This window comes from Vibrio neptunius, from assembly GCA_019339365.1.
GTDB classification, from domain to species: domain Bacteria; phylum Pseudomonadota; class Gammaproteobacteria; order Enterobacterales; family Vibrionaceae; genus Vibrio; species Vibrio neptunius.
In genome coordinates this window covers 3,178,699-3,198,588 of record CP079859.1, presented here as the reverse complement: position 1 = coordinate 3,198,588, position 19,890 = coordinate 3,178,699, and the positions used below count along the sequence as shown (strand labels likewise).

Genomic DNA, 19,890 nt, shown 5'->3' with positions numbered 1-19,890 from the left:
TGTCTCTTGTCCTGTCATTTCTTATTGAGCTCTTAAAACAACCGGCTTGACCAACCTAGCTTGTTTCTCAGTACATGGTAATAGCTGTAATCTTTCGGGTGGATTAAATTTAACGTATTGGGGCTTTGGTAAATATGAATTTCATCGCCCGGTGATACTGGTAGAGAAACTTGGCCGTCACAGCCCACTTCTTGAGTCCCTCTATTGTCCGGAGAGACAACCAGTTTAATACGACGTTTACTGTCTACAACTAACGGGCGGCTGGATAAAGTATGCGGAAACATAGGTACAAGAGAAATGGCATTTAGACTGGGTGATAAAATAGGCCCGCCGCCAGAAAGTGAATAAGCCGTTGAACCTGTCGGTGTAGAAACAATTAGCCCGTCGGCGCGCAGAGAAAAGGCGAAGCTTTCGTCAATATATACTTCGAACTCAATCATATGAGCTACTTGCCCTGGGTGCAGTACCGCTTCATTTAAGGCAGCGTTATGGCTCTTTACTTGCCCATGGCGGTGTACTTCGGCTTCGAGTAAAAAGCGTTCTTCTTCAAAGAATTCGCCATCAAGTACTTTTTAAGTGCAGACTGAAAGTCTTCTGGATTGAGGTCGGTCAGGAAGCCAAGATTACCTCGGTTCACACCAATTACTGAGATATTGAAGCGCGAGAGTACTCTTGCTGCACCAAGCATATTACCATCACCACCGACGACAATCGCTAAGTCTGCCGCTTTACCCAGTTGAATTAGGCTCGCAAAATGTTCATTTGGTATATCGTCTAAAATTTCCGCTAACCTATCGTCAATAAAAACCTGATACCCTTCCGATTGGAGCCAGATATAGAGCTCTCTATGGGTCTGAATGGCTTGCTGATCTCGGGGTTTACCGATGATGGCGATCACTTCAAAAGGCTTTTTCATAGGTTTTCCGCACTAAATAGGCTTGATTCGACAATCTTCATCCCCATAATAATGGCAAGTTAGCTATTTATGCGAATTTTTATGTACCGAAAAGCGATAAACGTGATGCTTTAGGTACAGATGGAATTAAATTCTGGAGATATCATGAGCAACGAAGAAAACAAGATCAAAGAAGAAGAACTACAGCAGCAAGACACTGCACAAGAAGTTGAAGCAGAAGTTGTAGGTACTGACGCTGATATCGAATGGAACGAAGAAACAGACCAAGATGAACAAGAGTCGAAGGTTGCTCAACTTGAAGCGGCACTTCTATCGAGTGAAGCGAAAGTAAAAGAGCAACAAGACTCTGTTCTTCGTGCTAAAGCTGAAGTTGAAAATATGCGCCGCCGTACAGAAACGGAAATTGACAAGGCACGTAAATATGCACTGAACAAGTTTGCAGAAGAACTGTTGCCGGTTATCGACAACCTTGAGCGTGCAATTCAAGCTGCCGACACCGATAATGAAGCAGTGAAACCAATCGTTGAAGGTGTTGAGCTTACACATAAAACGTTCGTTGATACGGTCGCTAAGTTTGGTTTGAAAGAAATTAACCCGGAAGGTGAAGCGTTCAACCCTGAAATGCATCAGGCGATGTCTATTCAGGAGAGCCCAGATCACGAGTCAAACACGGTTATGTTTGTCATGCAGAAAGGCTATGAGTTGAATGGTCGTGTGATTCGCCCTGCGATGGTGATGGTGGCGAAATAATTGTTCCCCTAGACTGATGAAGTTAAAGAAAAGAGAGGTCAAAACCTCTCTTTTTTTATCTTGTCGAAACGTTGAAAATGACCAAATAAACGCATTGATTCAGTAAATTACATTGTGGTCAAAGTATATTCGAAAATTTATTTCCTATTAGAAATATGTAACATTATCGTAAACAAGCGCTTTATTTTGTAACTTTTGTGTGTATTATGTGCGAACTCTGCCGCGTATTTAGGCGGAATTAACTATAAAATCATAAAATACAAACACAACATTCTGGAGATAAAGGATGGATAAATCGCTTTCAAGCAAGATATTTGTAGGCTTGTTCGCTGGCCTGCTGATTGGTACTGCGATTCAGTACCTGTTTAGCGGAATTGCTATTTTTGATACTTACCTTCTAGGCGCAGCGGAAGGCGCAGGTGGTATGTTCGTATCTTTGATCAAACTTCTCGTTGTTCCACTGGTCTACGTTTCTATCGTATGCGGTATTGTCGATCTAAAAGACATCACTGCGTTTGGTCGTCTTGGCGGTAAAACTTTTGCCTTATATATCTTTAACACCATCATCGCGATTACCGCGGCACTGACGGTTGGCCTTGTTTTCCAACCGGGTGCTGATGCCAATCTGGCGGGGACAATTTCAGAAACGGTTAAGCTAACGACGACTGAAACACCGGATATCTTCTCACTGGTCGTTAACATTGTACCTAGCAACCCGGTTCAGGCATTTGCTAATGGTGACATGCTACAAATCATTTTCATGGCAATTTTGACAGGTCTTGCTATTCAAGCGCTTGATTCACGCGGTGGGCCTGCTATTCGTACGTTCAAAATGGCTAACGAAATCATGATGAAGCTTGTTGGTCTAGTGATGAGCCTAGCGCCATACGGTGTATTTGCACTGATGATTCAGCTAGGTGCAACGCTTGATGCTAACACACTCATGTCTGTTGCAGGCTACGTCGCACTTGTTGTTTCAATGCTAGTATTCTGGATCTTCTTCTTCTACCCAATGGCAGTAGGCATTGCGACAGGGACTTCTCCAAAGACGTTCCTACGTGCAACTCGTGAGCAGATCCTATTCTCTCTATCGACAGCAAGCTCGAACGCTACGATCCCTGTAACAATGCGTACTCTAACGGAGAAACTACAGGTTTCAAAATCAGTAGCAGGTTTTGGTGTGCCACTAGGTGCAACCATGAACATGTCTGGTGTTTCTATCTACATCGCACTAGCAACTATCTTTGTTGCGAACGCGTTTGGTCAGCCAATCAATACTGCTGACGTGTTTACGCTAGGTCTAACTATCTTGCTGCTATCAATCGGTGCGGGTGGTGTTCCTGGTGGTGGCGTGGTAATGGTCGGTGTTCTTCTTCACCAACTAGGTCTTCCACCAGAAGGTCTTGCAATCATCGCAGCAGTAGACCGTATCAACGATATGTTCTGTACTTCTTCTAACGTAGTAGGCGACACAGCTGTAAATACTATCGTTGCTAAATCAGAAGGTGAAATCGGTAAAGAACAAGCAGAAGTAGAAGCACAACCTGCACAAGCGAATGCTTAATCATTAAAGTGTCGGAATTTGAAAGCGAGCCTTAGGGCTCGCTTTTGGGGCTTTAAGGGAGGAACCCATGTGGAGAAGCGACTATGGGTCATTCCATAGAGCGAAGAATGAGCGAGTAGGGAATCTCTGTTAGTTTTCTACTCGTTTTGTGAGATCCCCAACTCGTTGGTACCTCACTCTTGAGGATAACGTGATTGACTTCCGTCATTCCATAGAGCGAAGAATGAGTGAGTAGGGAATCTCGCGAAGTTATCAGCCAATCTTTTTAACTTTTTTTCACTTATTCCCTTGAAAACTCATTTACAGCCCTTATCTATTGGGCATAAGTGAAGCAAACAAAATTATTTTAGTTTGTGAGTAAGGGTTGAAACCCTATTCTCCATCCCCACATAGGGGATATAGCAAAACGAAAATAGAATTTATTCGGAGATAGCCTGATGGGTAAAATCATTGGTATTGACTTAGGTACTACTAACTCTTGTGTTGCTGTTCTAGACGGTGACAAGCCACGCGTAATCGAAAACGCGGAAGGCGAGCGTACAACAGCATCAGTTATTGCATACACAGATGGTGAGACGCTAGTAGGTCAGCCAGCTAAACGTCAAGCGGTTACAAACCCAACTAACACGCTATTTGCAATTAAGCGTCTAATCGGTCGTCGTTTCGAAGACGAAGAAGTTCAGCGTGACATCGAAATCATGCCTTTCAACATTGTTAAGGCTGACAACGGTGATGCTTGGGTTGAGGCACAAGGCCAGAAAATGGCAGCTCCTCAGGTATCTGCTGAAGTACTGAAAAAAATGAAGAAAACTGCAGAAGATTTCCTAGGTGAGGAAGTCACTGGTGCAGTTATCACAGTACCTGCTTACTTTAATGACTCTCAGCGTCAAGCAACGAAAGATGCTGGCCGTATCGCAGGTCTTGAAGTTAAACGTATCATTAACGAACCTACTGCAGCCGCTCTAGCATACGGTCTAGACAAGCAAGGTGGTGATCGCACTATCGCAGTATACGACCTTGGTGGTGGTACATTCGATATCTCTATCATTGAAATTGACGAAGTTGAAGGTGAGAAAACGTTTGAAGTACTAGCAACTAACGGTGACACACACCTTGGTGGTGAAGACTTCGATAACCGCATGATCAACTACCTAGTTGAAGAGTTCAAGAAAGAGCAAGGCATCGATCTTAAGAACGACCCTCTAGCAATGCAGCGTGTTAAAGAAGCAGCAGAAAAAGCGAAGATCGAGCTTTCTTCTACTTCTCAAACTGACGTAAACCTACCTTACGTAACGGCAGATGCGACTGGTCCTAAGCACATGAACGTTAAAGTGACGCGTGCTAAGCTAGAATCTCTAGTTGAAGACCTAGTTCAACGCTCTCTTGAACCACTAAAAGTGGCGCTAGCTGACGCTGATCTATCTGTAGGCGACATCACTGACGTTATCCTAGTAGGTGGTCAGACTCGTATGCCTATGGTTCAAGCTAAAGTGGCTGAGTTCTTTGGCAAAGAAGCGCGTAAAGACGTTAACCCTGACGAAGCAGTAGCAATGGGTGCTGCCGTTCAAGGTGGTGTACTTGCGGGTGACGTTAAAGACGTACTTCTACTAGACGTTACTCCTCTATCTTTCGGTATCGAAACGATGGGTGGCGTAATGACTAAGCTAATCGAGAAGAACACAACGATCCCTACTAAAGCGGACCAAGTGTTCTCTACAGCTGAAGACAACCAGAGCGCGGTAACTATCCACGTACTGCAAGGTGAGCGTAAGCAAGCGACTTACAACAAGTCTCTTGGTCAGTTCAACCTAGAAGGTATTCAGCCAGCACCACGTGGCATGCCACAAATCGAAGTAACTTTCGACCTAGATGCTGACGGTATCCTAAACGTATCTGCGAAAGATAAAGCGACGGGTAAAGAGCAGAAGATCACTATCCAAGCTTCTGGCGGTCTATCAGACGAAGAAATCGAGAAAATGGTTCAGGAAGCAGAAGCTAACAAAGAAGCGGACAAAAAGTTCGAAGAGCTAGCTACTGCACGTAACCAAGCAGACCAAATGATTCACGGCACTCGTAAGCAAGTTGAAGAAGCAGGTGAAGCGCTTCCAGCTGACGAGAAAGAAAAGATTGAAGCTGCGATCAGTGAACTAGAAGAAGCGCGTAAGGGTGAAGACAAAGAAGCGATTGACGCTAAAGTTCAAGCTCTTATGGCTGCCGCTCAAAAGCTGATGGAAATTGCCCAGCAGCAAGCTCAGGCTCAACAAGCTGGTGCGGAAGCTGGTGAACAGCCTAAGCAAGAAGAAGACGTTGTAGACGCTGAGTTTGAAGAAGTTAAAGACGAGAAAAAATAATTCTCGACTCTGAGTTAACTTAAAGTACTATGCGGGCGTTTGGGGCAACTCATACGCCCGCCTGTTTGTAAATATAATGTCTTTCCAGATAAGTACTTTTGCACAAAGCCTTTATCTAGAATGATACAAACACCAAGCGACAATCGGTCGTTTGCAGTAATAAATTGGTGACGAAGAACATGTCAAAACGTGATTTTTACGAAGTATTAGGCGTAAGCCGAGATGCATCAGAACGTGATATTAAAAAGGCGTACAAGCGCCTTGCAATGAAATTCCACCCAGACCGTAACCAGGGTGATGAGTCTGCTGCAGATAAGTTTAAAGAAGTAAAAGAAGCGTACGAAATCCTACTGGATCCTCAGAAAAAAGCAGCCTACGACCAATATGGTCATGCAGCCTTCGAACAGGGCGGCATGGGCGGCGGTGGCTTTGGCGGCGGTGCTGGTGCAGATTTCGGTGACATATTCGGTGACGTGTTTGGTGACATTTTCGGCGGTGGCCGTCGCGGAGGTGGTGGTCAGCAACGCGCTCAACGCGGGGCGGACCTGCGTTACAACATGGAATTGTCGCTAGAAGAAGCGGTTCGCGGTGTTTCAAAAGAAATTGAAGTTCCAACCCTAGTGAACTGTGACGTTTGTGATGGCAGCGGCGCCAAGAAAGGCTCGTCTCCTGAAACGTGTGGTACTTGTCATGGCCATGGCCAGGTTCAGATGCGTCAGGGCTTCTTTGCGGTTCAGCAAACCTGTCCTACCTGTCACGGTAAGGGCAAGATCATCAAAGATCCTTGTAACTCATGTCATGGTCAAGGCCGTAAGCAGAAGACCAAAACACTTAACGTTAAGATTCCTGCTGGTGTTGATACTGGCGATCGCATCCGTCTTTCTGGTGAAGGTGAAGCGGGAGAAATGGGCGCTCCTGCGGGTGACCTATACGTACAGGTTCATGTCAAAGAGCACCATATCTTTGAACGTGATGGTAACAACTTATACTGTGAAGTACCTGTTAGTTTCGCAATGGCTGCACTGGGTGGTGAAGTCGAAGTTCCAACACTAGATGGTCGCGTGAACCTTAAAGTGCCAACCGAAACTCAAACGGGCCGAATGTTCCGTATGCGCGGCAAAGGCGTCAAGGGTGTTCGTGGCGGTGGCGTGGGCGATTTGATTGTTAAGCTGGTTGTCGAAACGCCAGTGAATCTAAGTACGCGTCAGAAAGATTTATTGAAAGAGTTTGAAGAATCTTGCGGTGGCGAAGCGGCAACGAAGCACAAGCCAAAAGCCGAAGGCTTTTTCAATGGTGTGAAGAAGTTCTTTGATGATCTGACCAGCTAGCCCAAAAACGAGCAAAAAGCCTGCTACTATGCAGGCTTTTTTTATGGCCAGCAGGTGGTTGGGCGTTGGTTGTTGCTCGCATCTAAGCTTAATTCGTTTGTTTTGTTTTCTACTAAGCAGACATCGAGATTTTGTTGAGTATCGGCTTGGGCGGTCGCTTTGATAATGTAAGCTGTATTAGCTCCACTAGTGATAGAAAATATGAACCGCCTTTGGTCAGTCTGACAAAGAGTGCATCGACCACCGGATAAAATGTGCTCCCATTGATATCTGCCGTTAAAGTTGGATTCCAACTCAAGTTGAATCCTAGCTAAGTCTGCAATCGCAGTGGCTCGATGAGATTGACGAACGAACTCCAAGTATTTGGGATAGACAAAAATAGCTAAAGTGGCAATCACACTTGTCACCACCAACAATTCGATCAAAGTCATTCCGTTTAGACTTTGGTTGCACTGTTCGCAACGATTTTCACCAAACACTCCGAATCCCTCTTTTCTTTAGTGTCTTGTCATTGTTTCTTAATGTTAGCATCGAGCCAAGTATGGTTTTGCTCCTCTTTGGCTTTACATGGAAAATTGGGAAACACCTCGTGGCTTTACATTGGTCGAAACTCTGATCGTTCTATCGCTGGTTTGTGTTGCTGTATCACGAGTGATACCCAGCTTTGAATCTGTTTCTATGACCACCAAAATGACCAGGTTAGCGACTGAACTCAATGGTTTTGTGGTCATGGCTAAATCTCTTGCAGTCATGCGTCGGCAGCCACTATGGATCCATTTGTCAATCGTTAACGGTAGTTGGGAGTTGGAGCTAACTGACAGTGAAAAGGAGTATCAGGGTGAGGTATTAATGCGTTTGTCGGGAAGTTCATTTTCTGGGATAGAGATCGAGACGACTTATAGCTCAAATCAAATCAGTTTTGACGCCACTCATGGCCGACCTAAAAGCGGCCGATTCATTTTTTTCCTCGCCAGCGTTCGCAGATGGCTCTCGAACTTAGAACACATTTTCGTTCCGCAATTGTGCGAGTTTGTTCTCCAAGCTCAACCTATCTTGGCTACGAGGCATGCTGAGTGTTAAAACAAAGAGGAACAAGCTTAATAGAGTTCCTTATCTCTAGCGCTATCAGTGTTGTGATTATTGGTATGGTTATTGGCATGTTAACCCATCACAACCAGGTGAGCGTTCGTCGTGCTAACGAACTCATGCTAGTTCAAAATACAAATAGCGTTCTTCAAACGATGAAGCAAGATTTACATCGAGCGGGGTATAATGGCAGTTTTAGTACAAGAGCGATTCTGTCTGGTGCGACACAGACTTACCATGTCAGGGTCGATAATCAAACGAGTCTCATCGCTTATGCCTATCTTTCAGGTGAAGTAGGAACAGAGCAAGCATACACTAACGTAGTGTATCAAAGAGAGACACAGTCTCCGGACCTTCTTAAGGTGTGTGAGAAAAAAATTGCCATATGTCATGTCCGTTAATGAAGCAGAGAATTTTAACGTCCATTTTGGTAACACCTGTAACACCTTGTTTGATCGCCGCCGTATCGTGGTTGATTCTTTTGCACTGGACGTTGAGCGATTGTCTGGCCTTTCTTTGTCTTCGGCACTGGTGACTATTACACTCTCCACTAAACTTTCTACTCAGCCACAAGTCACCCAGTCGCTTACGTTTACTATTAAGCAGAGGAATTGGTGAAATGAGGCGGCAACGTGGTGCATTTCTTATCTTTGTCACTAGTTTGTTACTTGCTGCGAGCTTGATGGTGATCATCGGCAGCTATAAAGGTGTGTTCTACCAGATAAAGCGTAGCCAAAACGAGATTGAGAGCCGTAAAGTTCACTGGCTAGCCGAAGGAGGCTTAGATTGCGCTTTCGTCAATGTTCTAAGTAAGGGGCGTATTCCGGAAGATTTGAGTCTTTGCAAACGCTTACTTGGGCTTGATGAACTTGAAATCGTCACAGGGAGACCACACACAATCCGAGCATCCAGTGGATACGTCACCCTAAGTAAGGCTTTTCTCCTTCCAGAGCTCAAGATCAAAAGTGCTATCACGGCCATCAATCATTTGTTGGTAAGCGGTGCGCTATACCTTTCGCCGCATCATGGTACAAGAATATCTAAACAAGAATGGGCTTGTATTTCGCTTCGATATCAAGGCGAACTTTACGCTCAAAGTTATGCCACCAAGCCACCAAGGAAAGCGGTGGATGTTTCACGCTATTTTTCTTCAGAGGATAAAAGCTTTCAGCCTCGTTGCATCGAAAAAAATTATACGAAATTTGCATGGCAACTTTCTTCTACTCAGGATGATTTTATCCGACAAGAAGAGCTTGAGCCCTTTAAGGAAGTTTTCGCTACTGCTCGTGATAATTGGTATGCAGTGATGACAGCGACCAATCTTTTTGGTTATGTGCCAGATTACTTATCAAGCTCATTACCCGCAAACGCCAGTGATTTGCCTCTTCCTCAAATTGTCGAAAACTGTGGACAAGAGATCATAAAACTCGTTGAAAAGTCTCATGAGTTTATCTGGGTGTATGGAGGGTGTGAGTTGACATCAGAAGAAGTCATAGAGATGAATCTTGCTATCAGTACGCATTTGAAAACTGGCTTGATTTTAGTGTTGCACAATGGAGCTGTTGCGGTGTCGGGACATCAAGCATTGAATGCGCTGGTTTATCATTTTATTTCTGATCCATCGGCACTTAAGAACGCTGGTTTGGATAAAATGGAAAATGAAAGTCTATCCATAAACCTGATAAAAATCATGGGTAGATTTTCCTCTATTGCAAAAATTGAGGAGAGGCAGGTGAGTTACTTTCAACAGGGGAGCTTCTATCCGAATGGAGGTTTGATTTTAGATGCGCCGGACCACTATGCATTGATCGATGGCTCTCTCGATACTGAGTTCAAGCAAAGTGTGACATCCAGTCCAGCGAGAAAGCTTCATCCAACCTTATGGGTTCGGGGTGGTTGGTATGATTTCTAACCAATCTGGTTTGAGTTTCATCGAGGTTTTACTCACGTTATTACTGCTTAGCGGTGGCGCTTTCACTTTAGCTAAGCTTCATGTTGACGTCGAAGTGAAATCAGAGTGGGCGAATCATGCTACCAAGGCCCTTTACCTCGCAGAGTCAAAGCTTGAGCGATTTACTACCCATGGTGCAATGGTTAATCAGAAAAACTACCCATTCGAAGCCATTGATCAAGATCCCTGCTTTGCTCTTTCGGCTTGTCAACCTTCCTCTTCTGGCGAGCATCAAATACGTTGTCAATCTAAGGCAAGGCCACAGAATGGTATTCAACTAAAGCTCATTACGGTAGAAGTTTGCTGGAAAAATCATCATGGAAAAAAAGCTATCGGTTGTATTGACGACATCAATTTCCAAATTCAATGAATTTAGTATGTAGCTTATTTTATATAGACAAATGCTATTAGTTTTTTACCCACAAACCTCCTCTATGTTTTTCAAAATGGTTTCAAGTTTGTTTCAATTTATGGGTTTTAGTTGTTTTTATTTTGTTGTGAACTGATAGCTATTTTGCAAAATATGTCTCCATATATGGAAAAAATCATGGAATCCTGTGCTTTTAAAAGGGGGATTTAATAAAATATGGCGTTGATAAATAGGTCGTTGCAAACCTGACTACAGGCCTAAGACAACAACATCACATATGGAGTTACCATGAGTAACCAAGCTATAAAAAAAGCGCCATCGCCCAAGTCGAGTGGTATGGACCGCTTTCTTAATTTTATTGAACGTGCCGGCAACAAAATCCCAGATCCGGCTATTCTGTTCTTTTGGGCACTGATCATTACTTGGGCAGCTTCAGCACTGCTCTCTAACGTAAGTTTTGACCTTATTAACCCCCGCTCAGGCGAAGCGCTTGCAATTAATAATCTTTTAACTGGCGAATCTTTAGCAAGCTTCTTGGCAAACATGGTGTCCACTTTTACTGGTTTTGCTCCGCTAGGTATTGTACTAGTCGCAATGCTAGGTGTGGGTGTCGCTGATTCTTCTGGCTTTATCACGACGGGCCTTAAGAAGATGCTCAACTTCACGCCAGCTAAGCTTCTTACTCCAATGCTTATTCTGGTGGCTATCGTATCGCATACCGCTGCAGATGCGGGGTATGTGCTGGTTATTCCTCTTGGTGGTATCATCTTCCACGCCGCAGGTCGTCACCCTCTAGCCGGTATCGCAGCAGCGTTTGCTGGTGTATCCGGTGGTTTCTCTGCAAACTTTATCCCTTCAGGTATCGATCCTCTGCTAGCGGGCTTCACTCAGACAGCGGCGCAAGTTCTTGATCCTGAATACGTGGTTAACCCACTAGCGAACATTTTCTTCACTGGCCTATCTTCAATAATCATTGTTGCTATCGGTTGGTATGTAACTGAGAAGATCATTGAACCGCGCCTAGCGAACACGCCAATTGACGAAGACGCAGAGAAAGCACCAGATCTAGGTTCTTTCACCGAGCTCGAGTCTAAAGCGTTTCGTTACGCGGGTTGGGCGATGATGGCTGGTATCGCTGTTCTTATTGCTGCAATCATTCCAGATAACTCAGCACTGCGTTCTCCTGAAGGTGAAATTACAGCGTTCTCAGCACCGTTAATGAAGTCGATCGTTCCATTGATCTTCATTCTGTTCATCATCCCTGGTTACGTTTACGGCCGAGTGTCTGGCACGTTCAAGACAAGTAACGACATCATCAAAGCGATGGCGGACACTATGTCTACAATGGGCGCTTACATCGTAATGTCGTTTTTCTGTGCTCAGTTCCTATCAGCATTCGCGCAGTCAAACATAGGTACTATGCTTGCGCTATATGGAGCTCAGGGTCTGAAAGCGATGAACCTACCAGGTGAAGCTACGATCATCGGTATGATTCTACTAACAGCTTCTGTAAACCTTCTAATTGGTTCTGCATCTGCAAAATGGGCACTGATTGGTCCGATTCTCGTGCCTATGCTAATGGCTGTGGGGATCTCTCCTGAACTATCGCAAGCGGCTTACCGTGTTGGTGACTCTGTATCGAACATCATTTCTCCTCTGATGGTGTTCTTCCCGTTAGTGGTGGTTTACTGTCAACGTTACGTGAAGTCGACGGGTATCGGCACGTTAGCATCACTAATGATGCCATTCTCGATTGCCATGCTAATTGGTTGGTCTATCTTCCTAGTGGCTTACTGGATGCTAGGTATTCCTCTAGGTATTCAAGCGCCATACACATACACAATGTAAATACCGCTTACTATTTAGGTATTTGAAATTTGAAAGCGCTGGTCGAAAGACTGGCGCTTTCTTTTTTGTGCTGGGATGACGCGGGAGGTGCTCGGTGCCCGGCTTTCACTTAAGCGTTCATACGGGTAGAATTTGCTACCTCTAGTCGTTTACGCATATAACCGGAGTTTTCTTTGTCAGAATCTCAATTTACCCCTGAAGATGAGTTTTTTATGTGCCGAGCTATGGAGCTTGCTGCTCAGGCCGAAGAAGAGGGAGAGGTCCCCGTTGGCGCTGTACTAGTCAAAGATGGTGAGATCATTGCGGAAGGATGGAATCAGTCAATTGGTCATCATGACGCGACGGCTCATGCTGAAATGCAAGTATTACGCAAAGCAGGCAAAGTACTGGAAAACTACCGATTGTTGGACACAACGCTATACGTCACCTTAGAACCATGCCCTATGTGCGCTGGCGCTCTGCTTCACAGTCGGGTTAAACGTATTGTTTATGGTGCCCCGGATCTAAAAGCGGGTGCGGCGGGAACAGTACTTAACTTGTTTGAACATCAGGCAGCATATCACTATGCCGATATTGAACAAGGATTGATGGAAGAAGAGTGTCGAGGTCAACTTCAAGCGTTCTTTAAACGTCGTCGCAAAGAGAAAAAAAGCGCAGAAACAGGCGAAGGGCTCAGAAGGGTAAGGTTCTCAGCAAACACCTGCATCTAGGTGTTTGCCTACTGGGCTTATGCGCAACTTAGCTGCATAAAAGCTCTGTGACGAGCAATGACTTTTTTTCTTGTTGTTACTGAGCATTCTTTTTCGACGGTTGGCTGCCACCGTTTTATTAAGGCGTTTTGACTGCATTTTATGTCTACGCATAAAACAACCTCCTACTATAGGTTATATCTAGATTATTGCTTTCTTAATTGAAGGCACTGATTATATTGAGTAACTGATTTCTACCAGTTCTTTGTTACCATTTTAATAATGTTTATGAGATAGCTATCACACGATATTATGTATGGGTGATTTAGTAGAATTCAAGTGCACAATCATTAAACAATGATTGTGCACTTGTACGCTTATTTATTCTTGAGTTGCTGATGCTGGTATAGCACCTGAAGTGGCTGGATCTGAGAGTGTTGCATTCTCTAGTACTTCGATGACTGTAAGATCGTCTGTGCTGACATCGCTACTGTCAGCGGATTGCTGCTCGACATGCCCAATGATGCTCTGATAGTAGCGTCGGATGTTTTCGACGTAGTTTCGCGCTTCGTCACCGCGGGCGTAACCATACCGCGTTTGGCTGTAGTATTTTTTCTGGCGCAACAACGGTAAGCGGTCTTTCACATCCGCCCAAGAATCCGGGTTGCCACCTTGCTTTTTGGTTAGTCTCCTTGCGTCCATCATGTGACCATAACCGACGTTGTATGAGGCAAGGGCAAACCAAATCTTTTCATGTTTATCGATGGAGTCTGGGATGCGGGAAACCATACGACGTAAATAGTCAACTCCGCCTCTAATCGACTGCTTTGGATCGAGTCGATTGGTTACTCCGACACTTTTAGCCGTTGGCAGAGTCAGCATCATCATGCCACGTACTCCTGTTGGGGATTTAGCGAGCGGATTCCAATGCGATTCTTGATAAGCTAAAGCAGCCACCAAACGCCAGTCAAACTCTTCTGAATACTGTTTAAACAGTGGTGCCCATTGAGGAAGTTTTGAATTGAGTGCACGGATAAACGCGCGCGTATCAACGTAATCGAAGCTGCCAATATGGCCAATATACTTTTCTTCTAATGATGCGAGGTGACCAGATTGTTTGGTGTAGCCAAAGAATTCGATCATCAATGCATATAGGCTTTCGTCCTCTGAGCGTCGCACAAACCAAGAAATAGGCTGGTCTTCGGTTAGTTCAAATGCAAGAGCAATATCAGGGTAGATACGTTGAGATAGGGATACTTCGACGGAGTCGGCGACAGTAAACATCAAATCACCGTCAGAAACTTGCTTAAGCAGATCACTCACCTCTGCTTCAGGATCAATTTCAAACGCGAAGTCAGGATGTTCTTCTCTTTTGATGGCATTGAGTGTTTGTTTAACATGTGAATCACTGATAATTTTCAGGATGGGCAGCTCCTCTCCATCATCGCTAAGCGTGGGCTGAAGGTTAAGGAGTTGCTCTAGGCTACGTGGGCGCCTTTGACCTTTTTTATACACAACCTGTTGGCTAACGTAATAGTAAGCAGGTCCGGGTCTGAATCGCTCCATTCGTTCAGGAGATTGAGTCAAACCGGCGGCAATAATGTCGATTTCACCTTTGGCCAGTGCAGGGTAGAGTGATGAGATACGATAGGCTGGTTTCATTTCCAATTGCACACCAAGTTCATTGGCGAACTCGCGAGCCAGTTCGTAATCCAAGCCCGCAGGGCCATCAAGACCGATATAGTAGGACAGTTGGTTATTCAGAGTTCCGACACGTAAAACACCTCGTTCACGTATCTGGTCCAAATCACTTTTGGGCTCTGATTCAATCTGACAGCCGGATAACATCAATACCGAAAACAGCAAGGCGCTGATTGACGTCCAACGATTCAAGTAATGCTTCTTCATTCACATCATTCTCATACTTCCAGTAGGGCATTTATATCAAAGTGTCATAACAAGGCAAGACAATCAGAGCGACTTCGAGTTAAAGATTTAAAAATAGGATTATTGCTGTAATTCAAATTTGACGAAAAAAATGACGCAAACGGTTGCTTTTGGTGTTACATCACAAAAATAATTCCTTTATAATGCGCCAGCAAAGAAGAGGTGGAATCGGTATAGGTTTTTATTTCTTAGGGAATAGCATCAAATTTATTTTTTCTAACCGACTGAATTTATTCCAATATCACCTTAATCAATTGCATAAGAGACCTAAGCGCATGAGAATTTTTCGTGGCTCCCCAGCTCTATCTGAATTTCGTGTTAACAAGCTTCTCGAGCTTTGTCGTGAATTGAGCCTTCCTGTGACTGGCATTTACGCAGAGTTTGCCCACTTTGCTGAACTGTCAGCGGATCTAGATGTTCAAGAAGTTGAAAAACTAGAAAAACTCCTGACTTACGGTCCAACAATTGAAGAGCACGAGCCAGAAGGTCTTCTTCTGCTAGCTACTCCTCGCCCTGGTACTATCTCACCTTGGTCTTCAAAATCGACTGATATTGCTAATAACTGTGGTCTAGATAAAGTCGTTCGTCTAGAGCGTGGTACGGCTTATTACATTGAAACTTCTGCTGAACTGACAGAACTGCAACTCGTCGAGCTTAAAGCGATTCTTCATGACCGCATGATGGAAGTGGTTTTCACTGACTTTGAATCTGCACAAGCGCTTTTCCAAGTGGCAGAACCTGCACCAGTGGCGGATGTTGACCTACTTAATGGCGGCCGTGCTGCGCTTGAAAACGCAAACGTTACCCTAGGCCTTGCGCTTGCGGATGACGAAATCGAATACCTTTACGATGCGTTTGTGAACAAGCTAGATCGTAACCCAACAGACATCGAACTGATGATGTTTGCACAGGCGAACTCGGAGCACTGTCGTCACAAGATCTTTAACGCAGACTGGACTATCGACGGCGTTAAGCAAGAGAAGTCTCTGTTCAAGATGATCAAGAACACATTCGAAACGACACCAGAAAACGTGCTTTCTGCGTACAAAGACAACGCAGCAGTCATGGTGGGTTCTGATGTCGGTCGTTTCTTCCCGAACCCAGAAACTCGCCAGTACGGTTACAACCAAGAGAAAGCGCACATCCTAATGAAGGTGGAAACGCACAACCACCCAACGGCTATCTCGCCATGGCCGGGCGCTTCGACGGGTTCTGGTGGTGAAATCCGCGACGAAGGCGCAACAGGTATTGGTGGTAAGCCAAAAGCCGGTCTAGTTGGTTTTACTACCTCTAACCTACGTATTCCTGGTTTTGAACAGCCATGGGAAACAGACTTCGGCAAGCCAGGTCGTATCGTTAACGCACTAGATATCATGCTAGAAGGCCCACTTGGTGGCGCGGCGTTCAACAACGAATTTGGCCGTCCAAACCTACTTGGTTACTTCCGTACTTACGAAGAAAAAGTGAACTCTCACGCTGGTGTTGAGGTTCGTGGTTACCATAAGCCAATCATGATTGCTGGTGGTATGGGGAACATCCGTGACGAGCACGTACAGAAGAAAGAGATCCCTGTGGGTGCAAGCCTAATCGTTCTTGGTGGTCCTGCAATGAACATCGGTCTTGGGGGCGGTGCAGCATCTTCAATGGCATCAGGTCAATCAGCAGAAGATCTCGATTTTGCTTCAGTACAGCGTGAAAACCCAGAGATGGAACGCCGCTGTCAGGAAGTGATCGACCGTTGTTGGCAGCTTGGTGAAGAGAACCCAATCGCATTCATCCACGATGTGGGCGCGGGCGGTATCTCTAACGCACTTCCAGAGCTTGTAGACGATGGCGAACGTGGTGGTATCTTCCAACTGCGTGACGTACCAAACGATGAACCGGGCATGAGCCCACTTGAGATCTGGTGTAACGAATCTCAAGAGCGCTACGTAATGGCAGTTGCGCCAGAGAACATGGAAGTATTCGATGCGATTTGTAAGCGTGAGCGCGCACCATACGCTGTAGTCGGTGTGGCAACGGAAGAGCGTGAACTGAAACTTGAAGATTCACACTTCGAAAACACGCCGATCGATATGCCAATGGATGTTCTTCTAGGTAAGACGCCTAAGATGCACCGTGATGCAAAAACACTGAAAGCGAATAACCCAGCAGTTAACCGCGATGGTATCGAACTAAACGAAGCAGCAGAGCGCGTGCTACGTCTACCTACGGTTGCAGAAAAAACATTCCTTATCACCATCGGCGACCGTACGGTAACAGGTCTTGTCGCGCGTGACCAAATGGTTGGCCCATGGCAGGTGCCAGTAGCAAACTGCGCGGTAACTGCAGCAAGTTACGACACTTACCACGGTGAAGCGATGTCAATGGGTGAGCGTACACCAGTGGCTCTACTAGACTTCGGAGCTTCAGCTCGCCTAGCGGTGGGTGAGGCAATCACTAACATCGCAGCGACAAACATCGGTGATATCAAACACATTAAACTGTCTGCTAACTGGATGTCTCCAGCCGGTCACCCAGGCGAAGATGCGGGTCTTTACGAAGCGGTTAAAGCGGTGGGTGAAGAGTTATGTCCGGCACTTGGCCTGACTATCCCTGTGGGTAAAGACTCAATGTCGATGAAGACCAAATGGGAAGAGAATGGCGAGCAGAAAGAAGTCACGTCTCCACTATCTCTAATCATCACAGCGTTTGCTCGTGTTGAAGATGTACGTAAGACAATCACTCCTCAGCTACGCACTGACAAGGGTGACACGTCACTGGTTCTTATCGACCTAGGTAATGGTCAGAACCGTCTAGGTGCAACAGCACTGGCGCAGGTTTACAAGCAGCTTGGTGATAAGCCAGCAGACGTAGATAACGCTGCGCAGCTAAAAGGTTTCTACGAAGGCGTTCAAACACTTGTAGTGAACGACCAAGTTGTGGCTTACCACGATAAGGGTGATGGCGGTCTTTTTGTTACTCTAGCTGAGATGGCATTCGCAGGTCACTGTGGTGTTAAAGCGAACATTGAAGCACTGGGCGAAGACGCACTAGCAGCGCTATTTAACGAAGAACTAGGTGCGGTACTTCAGGTTAAGAACGAAGATTTAGACGCTGTACTTTCAACGCTAGCAGCAAACGGCCTAGAAGCATGTTCACACGTAATCGGCTCAGTCGAAGCGTCTGATGAGCTAGTCATCACTTCTGGTGACACAGTCGTTCTTGAGCGTAACCGCACTGAACTGCGTACTATCTGGGCTGAGACAACGCACAAGATGCAAGGTCTACGTGATAACCCAGCATGTGCTGACCAAGAGCATGAAGCGAAGAAAGACAACTCGGACCCAGGTCTGAACGTTAAGCTAAGCTTCGATGTGAACGAAGATGTCGCTGCTCCATACATTGCGAAAGGTGCTAAGCCTAAGATGGCAATTCTGCGTGAACAGGGTGTTAACTCTCACGTTGAGATGGCAGCAGCATTCGACCGCGCTGGCTTTGAAGCGACAGATATTCACATGAGCGACATTCTAACCGGTCAAGCCGTTCTGGAAGAGTACCAAGGCCTAGTGGCTTGTGGTGGCTTCTCTTACGGTGACGTACTAGGTGCGGGTGAAGGTTGGGCGAAATCTATCCTGTTCAATGAGCAAGCTCGCAACCAGTTTGAAGGCTTCTTCCAACGCGAAGATTCCTTCTCTCTAGGTGTATGTAACGGCTGTCAGATGCTATCGAACCTGAAAGAGCTAATTCCAGGTGCAGATCTATGGCCACGATTCGTTCGTAACGAATCTGAGCGTTTTGAAGCTCGTTTCAGCCTAGTGGAAGTTCAGAGGTCTGACTCGGTATTCTTCGATGGTATGGCGGGCTCTCGTATGCCAATCGCAGTTTCTCACGGTGAAGGCCGCGTAGAAGTACGTGATGCTGACCACCTAGCCGCGATTGAATCATCAGGTACGGTAGCAGTGCGTTACGTGGATAACCACGGCAATGCGACTCAGCAATACCCGAACAACCCGAACGGTTCACCAAACGCAATCACAGGTCTAACGACTCAAGATGGCCGCGTGACTATCATGATGCCGCACCCTGAGCGTGTATTCCGTACAGTCGCGAACTCTTGGTCTCCTGAAGGGTGGGGCGAGAACGGTGCTTGGATGCGTATGTTCCAAAACGCACGTAAGAACGTGGGCTAAAAGCTAAGAGTGTAGAAACAATATGTTAAGCGCAGATCGAGAGGTCTGCGCTTTCTTTTTGGGGATGTGAGAAGCGGGAACGGACTTCGATCTAGGGAACGCTTTGCTAGTGGAACGGACTATGTCCTCGCTATGTGAGGAAGTCATTCCATAGACCGAAGAATGAGGGAGTAGGGAATCTTTGTTAGTTTTCGACTTGCTTTGAGAGATCCCCCACTTGTTCGTACCTTACACTTGAGGATGACGTGATTGACTACCGTCATTCCATAGACCGAAGAATGAGGGAGTAGGGAATCTTTGTTAGTTTTCTACTTGCTTTGAGAGATCCCCCACTTGTTCGTACCTCACTCTTGAGGATGACGTTACTGACCTCTGTCATTTCATAGACAGAAGAATGAGGGAGTAGGGAATCTCTGTTAGTTTTCGACTTGCTTCGAGAGATCCCCAATTCGTTCGTACCTCACTCTTGAGGATGACGTTACTGACCTCTGTCATTTCATAGACCGAAGAGTAAGGGAGTAGGGAATCTCTGTTAGTTTTCTACTTGCTTTGAGAGATCCCCCACTTGTTCGTACCTTACACTTGAGGATGACGTGATTGACTACCGTCATTCCATAGACCGAAGAATGAGGGAGTAGGGAATCTCTGTTAGTTTTCGACTTGCTTCGAGAGATCCCCAACTCGTTCGTACCTCACTCTTGAGGATGACGTTACTGACCTCTGTCATTTCATAGACAGAAGAATGAGGGAGTAGGGAATCTCTGTTAGTTTTCGACTTGCTTCGAGAGATCCCCAATTCGTTCGTACCTCACTCTTGAGGATGACGCGATGAATAATCGTGATTCTATGAAAGAAACCATTAGCCAAATGGTGGCTTTTAAGCTTTAATACCGCCCTTGCCAAGGGATGGTGTTAAAC

At 45.6% G+C, this 19,890-nt stretch carries 11 protein-coding genes and 3 pseudogenes; 11 read left to right on the top strand and 3 right to left on the bottom strand.

Translation table 11 applies throughout. From position 1 onward, the window contains the following. Positions 1 to 32: 32 nt before the first annotated feature. Positions 33 to 916: pseudogene (gene nadK / locus KW548_14895) on the bottom strand (NAD(+) kinase). Between the two features lie 144 nt (positions 917 to 1,060). Between nadK and grpE the strand changes: the two are divergent. From grpE to dnaJ, 4 genes are all read left to right on the top strand, one after another. Continuing rightward, a complete protein-coding gene (grpE, locus tag KW548_14890; GenBank protein QXX06349.1) occupies positions 1,061 to 1,666 on the top strand; it encodes a nucleotide exchange factor GrpE in 606 nt (201 codons plus the stop codon). Between the two features lie 286 nt (positions 1,667 to 1,952). Next, positions 1,953 to 3,230, top strand: coding sequence for a dicarboxylate/amino acid:cation symporter (locus tag KW548_14885; GenBank protein ID QXX06348.1), 1,278 nt, complete (start codon positions 1,953 to 1,955; stop codon positions 3,228 to 3,230). A gap of 437 nt (positions 3,231 to 3,667) precedes the next feature. Then, the gene (gene dnaK, locus KW548_14880) at positions 3,668 to 5,581 is read left to right on the top strand and encodes a molecular chaperone DnaK (protein QXX06347.1); all 1,914 of its coding nucleotides are present in this window, start codon (positions 3,668 to 3,670) and stop codon (positions 5,579 to 5,581) included. Positions 5,582 to 5,760: 179 nt separating this feature from the next. Next, positions 5,761 to 6,909, top strand: coding sequence for a molecular chaperone DnaJ (gene dnaJ, locus KW548_14875; GenBank protein QXX06346.1), 1,149 nt, complete (start codon positions 5,761 to 5,763; stop codon positions 6,907 to 6,909). Between the two features lie 41 nt (positions 6,910 to 6,950). Here dnaJ and KW548_14870 read toward each other — a convergent pair whose 3' ends face one another. Continuing rightward, the gene (locus tag KW548_14870; protein QXX06345.1) at positions 6,951 to 7,388 is read right to left on the bottom strand and encodes a prepilin-type N-terminal cleavage/methylation domain-containing protein; all 438 of its coding nucleotides are present in this window, start codon (positions 7,386 to 7,388) and stop codon (positions 6,951 to 6,953) included. Positions 7,389 to 7,476: 88 nt separating this feature from the next. On the opposite strand from KW548_14870, the pseudogene KW548_14865 reads away from it, so the two are divergent. The 6 genes and pseudogenes from KW548_14865 (at position 7,477) to tadA (ending at position 12,874) form a co-directional block, all read left to right on the top strand. Next, positions 7,477 to 7,982 (top strand): annotated as a pseudogene (locus tag KW548_14865) (GspH/FimT family pseudopilin). A gap of 132 nt (positions 7,983 to 8,114) precedes the next feature. Further along, positions 8,115 to 8,613 (top strand): annotated as a pseudogene (locus tag KW548_14860) (pilus assembly protein PilW). Between the two features lies 1 nt (position 8,614). Further along, positions 8,615 to 9,907: a hypothetical protein gene (locus KW548_14855; protein QXX06344.1), complete on the top strand. Its 1,293-nt coding sequence runs from the start codon at positions 8,615 to 8,617 to the stop codon at positions 9,905 to 9,907. Next, positions 9,897 to 10,316 carry a hypothetical protein gene (locus KW548_14850; GenBank protein QXX06343.1) on the top strand — a complete coding sequence of 140 codons (420 nt, stop codon included), beginning with the start codon at positions 9,897 to 9,899 and terminating at the stop codon, positions 10,314 to 10,316. The genes KW548_14855 and KW548_14850 overlap by 11 nt, the downstream gene beginning before the upstream one ends. A 288-nt stretch (positions 10,317 to 10,604) precedes the next feature. Next, complete coding sequence (locus KW548_14845) at positions 10,605 to 12,164, top strand: AbgT family transporter (GenBank protein ID QXX06342.1); 1,560 nt, start codon at positions 10,605 to 10,607, stop codon at positions 12,162 to 12,164. 212 nt (positions 12,165 to 12,376) lie between these two features. Next, positions 12,377 to 12,874 carry a tRNA adenosine(34) deaminase TadA gene (tadA, locus tag KW548_14840; GenBank protein QXX08085.1) on the top strand — a complete coding sequence of 166 codons (498 nt, stop codon included), beginning with the start codon at positions 12,377 to 12,379 and terminating at the stop codon, positions 12,872 to 12,874. A 360-nt stretch (positions 12,875 to 13,234) separates the two neighbouring features. Here the strand turns inward: tadA and mltF are convergent, their stop codons facing one another. Next, positions 13,235 to 14,761: a membrane-bound lytic murein transglycosylase MltF gene (gene mltF / locus KW548_14835; protein QXX06341.1), complete on the bottom strand. Its 1,527-nt coding sequence runs from the start codon at positions 14,759 to 14,761 to the stop codon at positions 13,235 to 13,237. 314 nt (positions 14,762 to 15,075) lie between these two features. Between mltF and purL the strand changes: the two genes are divergently transcribed. Next, positions 15,076 to 18,972: a phosphoribosylformylglycinamidine synthase gene (purL, locus tag KW548_14830; GenBank protein ID QXX06340.1), complete on the top strand. Its 3,897-nt coding sequence runs from the start codon at positions 15,076 to 15,078 to the stop codon at positions 18,970 to 18,972. Positions 18,973 to 19,890 lie beyond the last annotated feature (918 nt).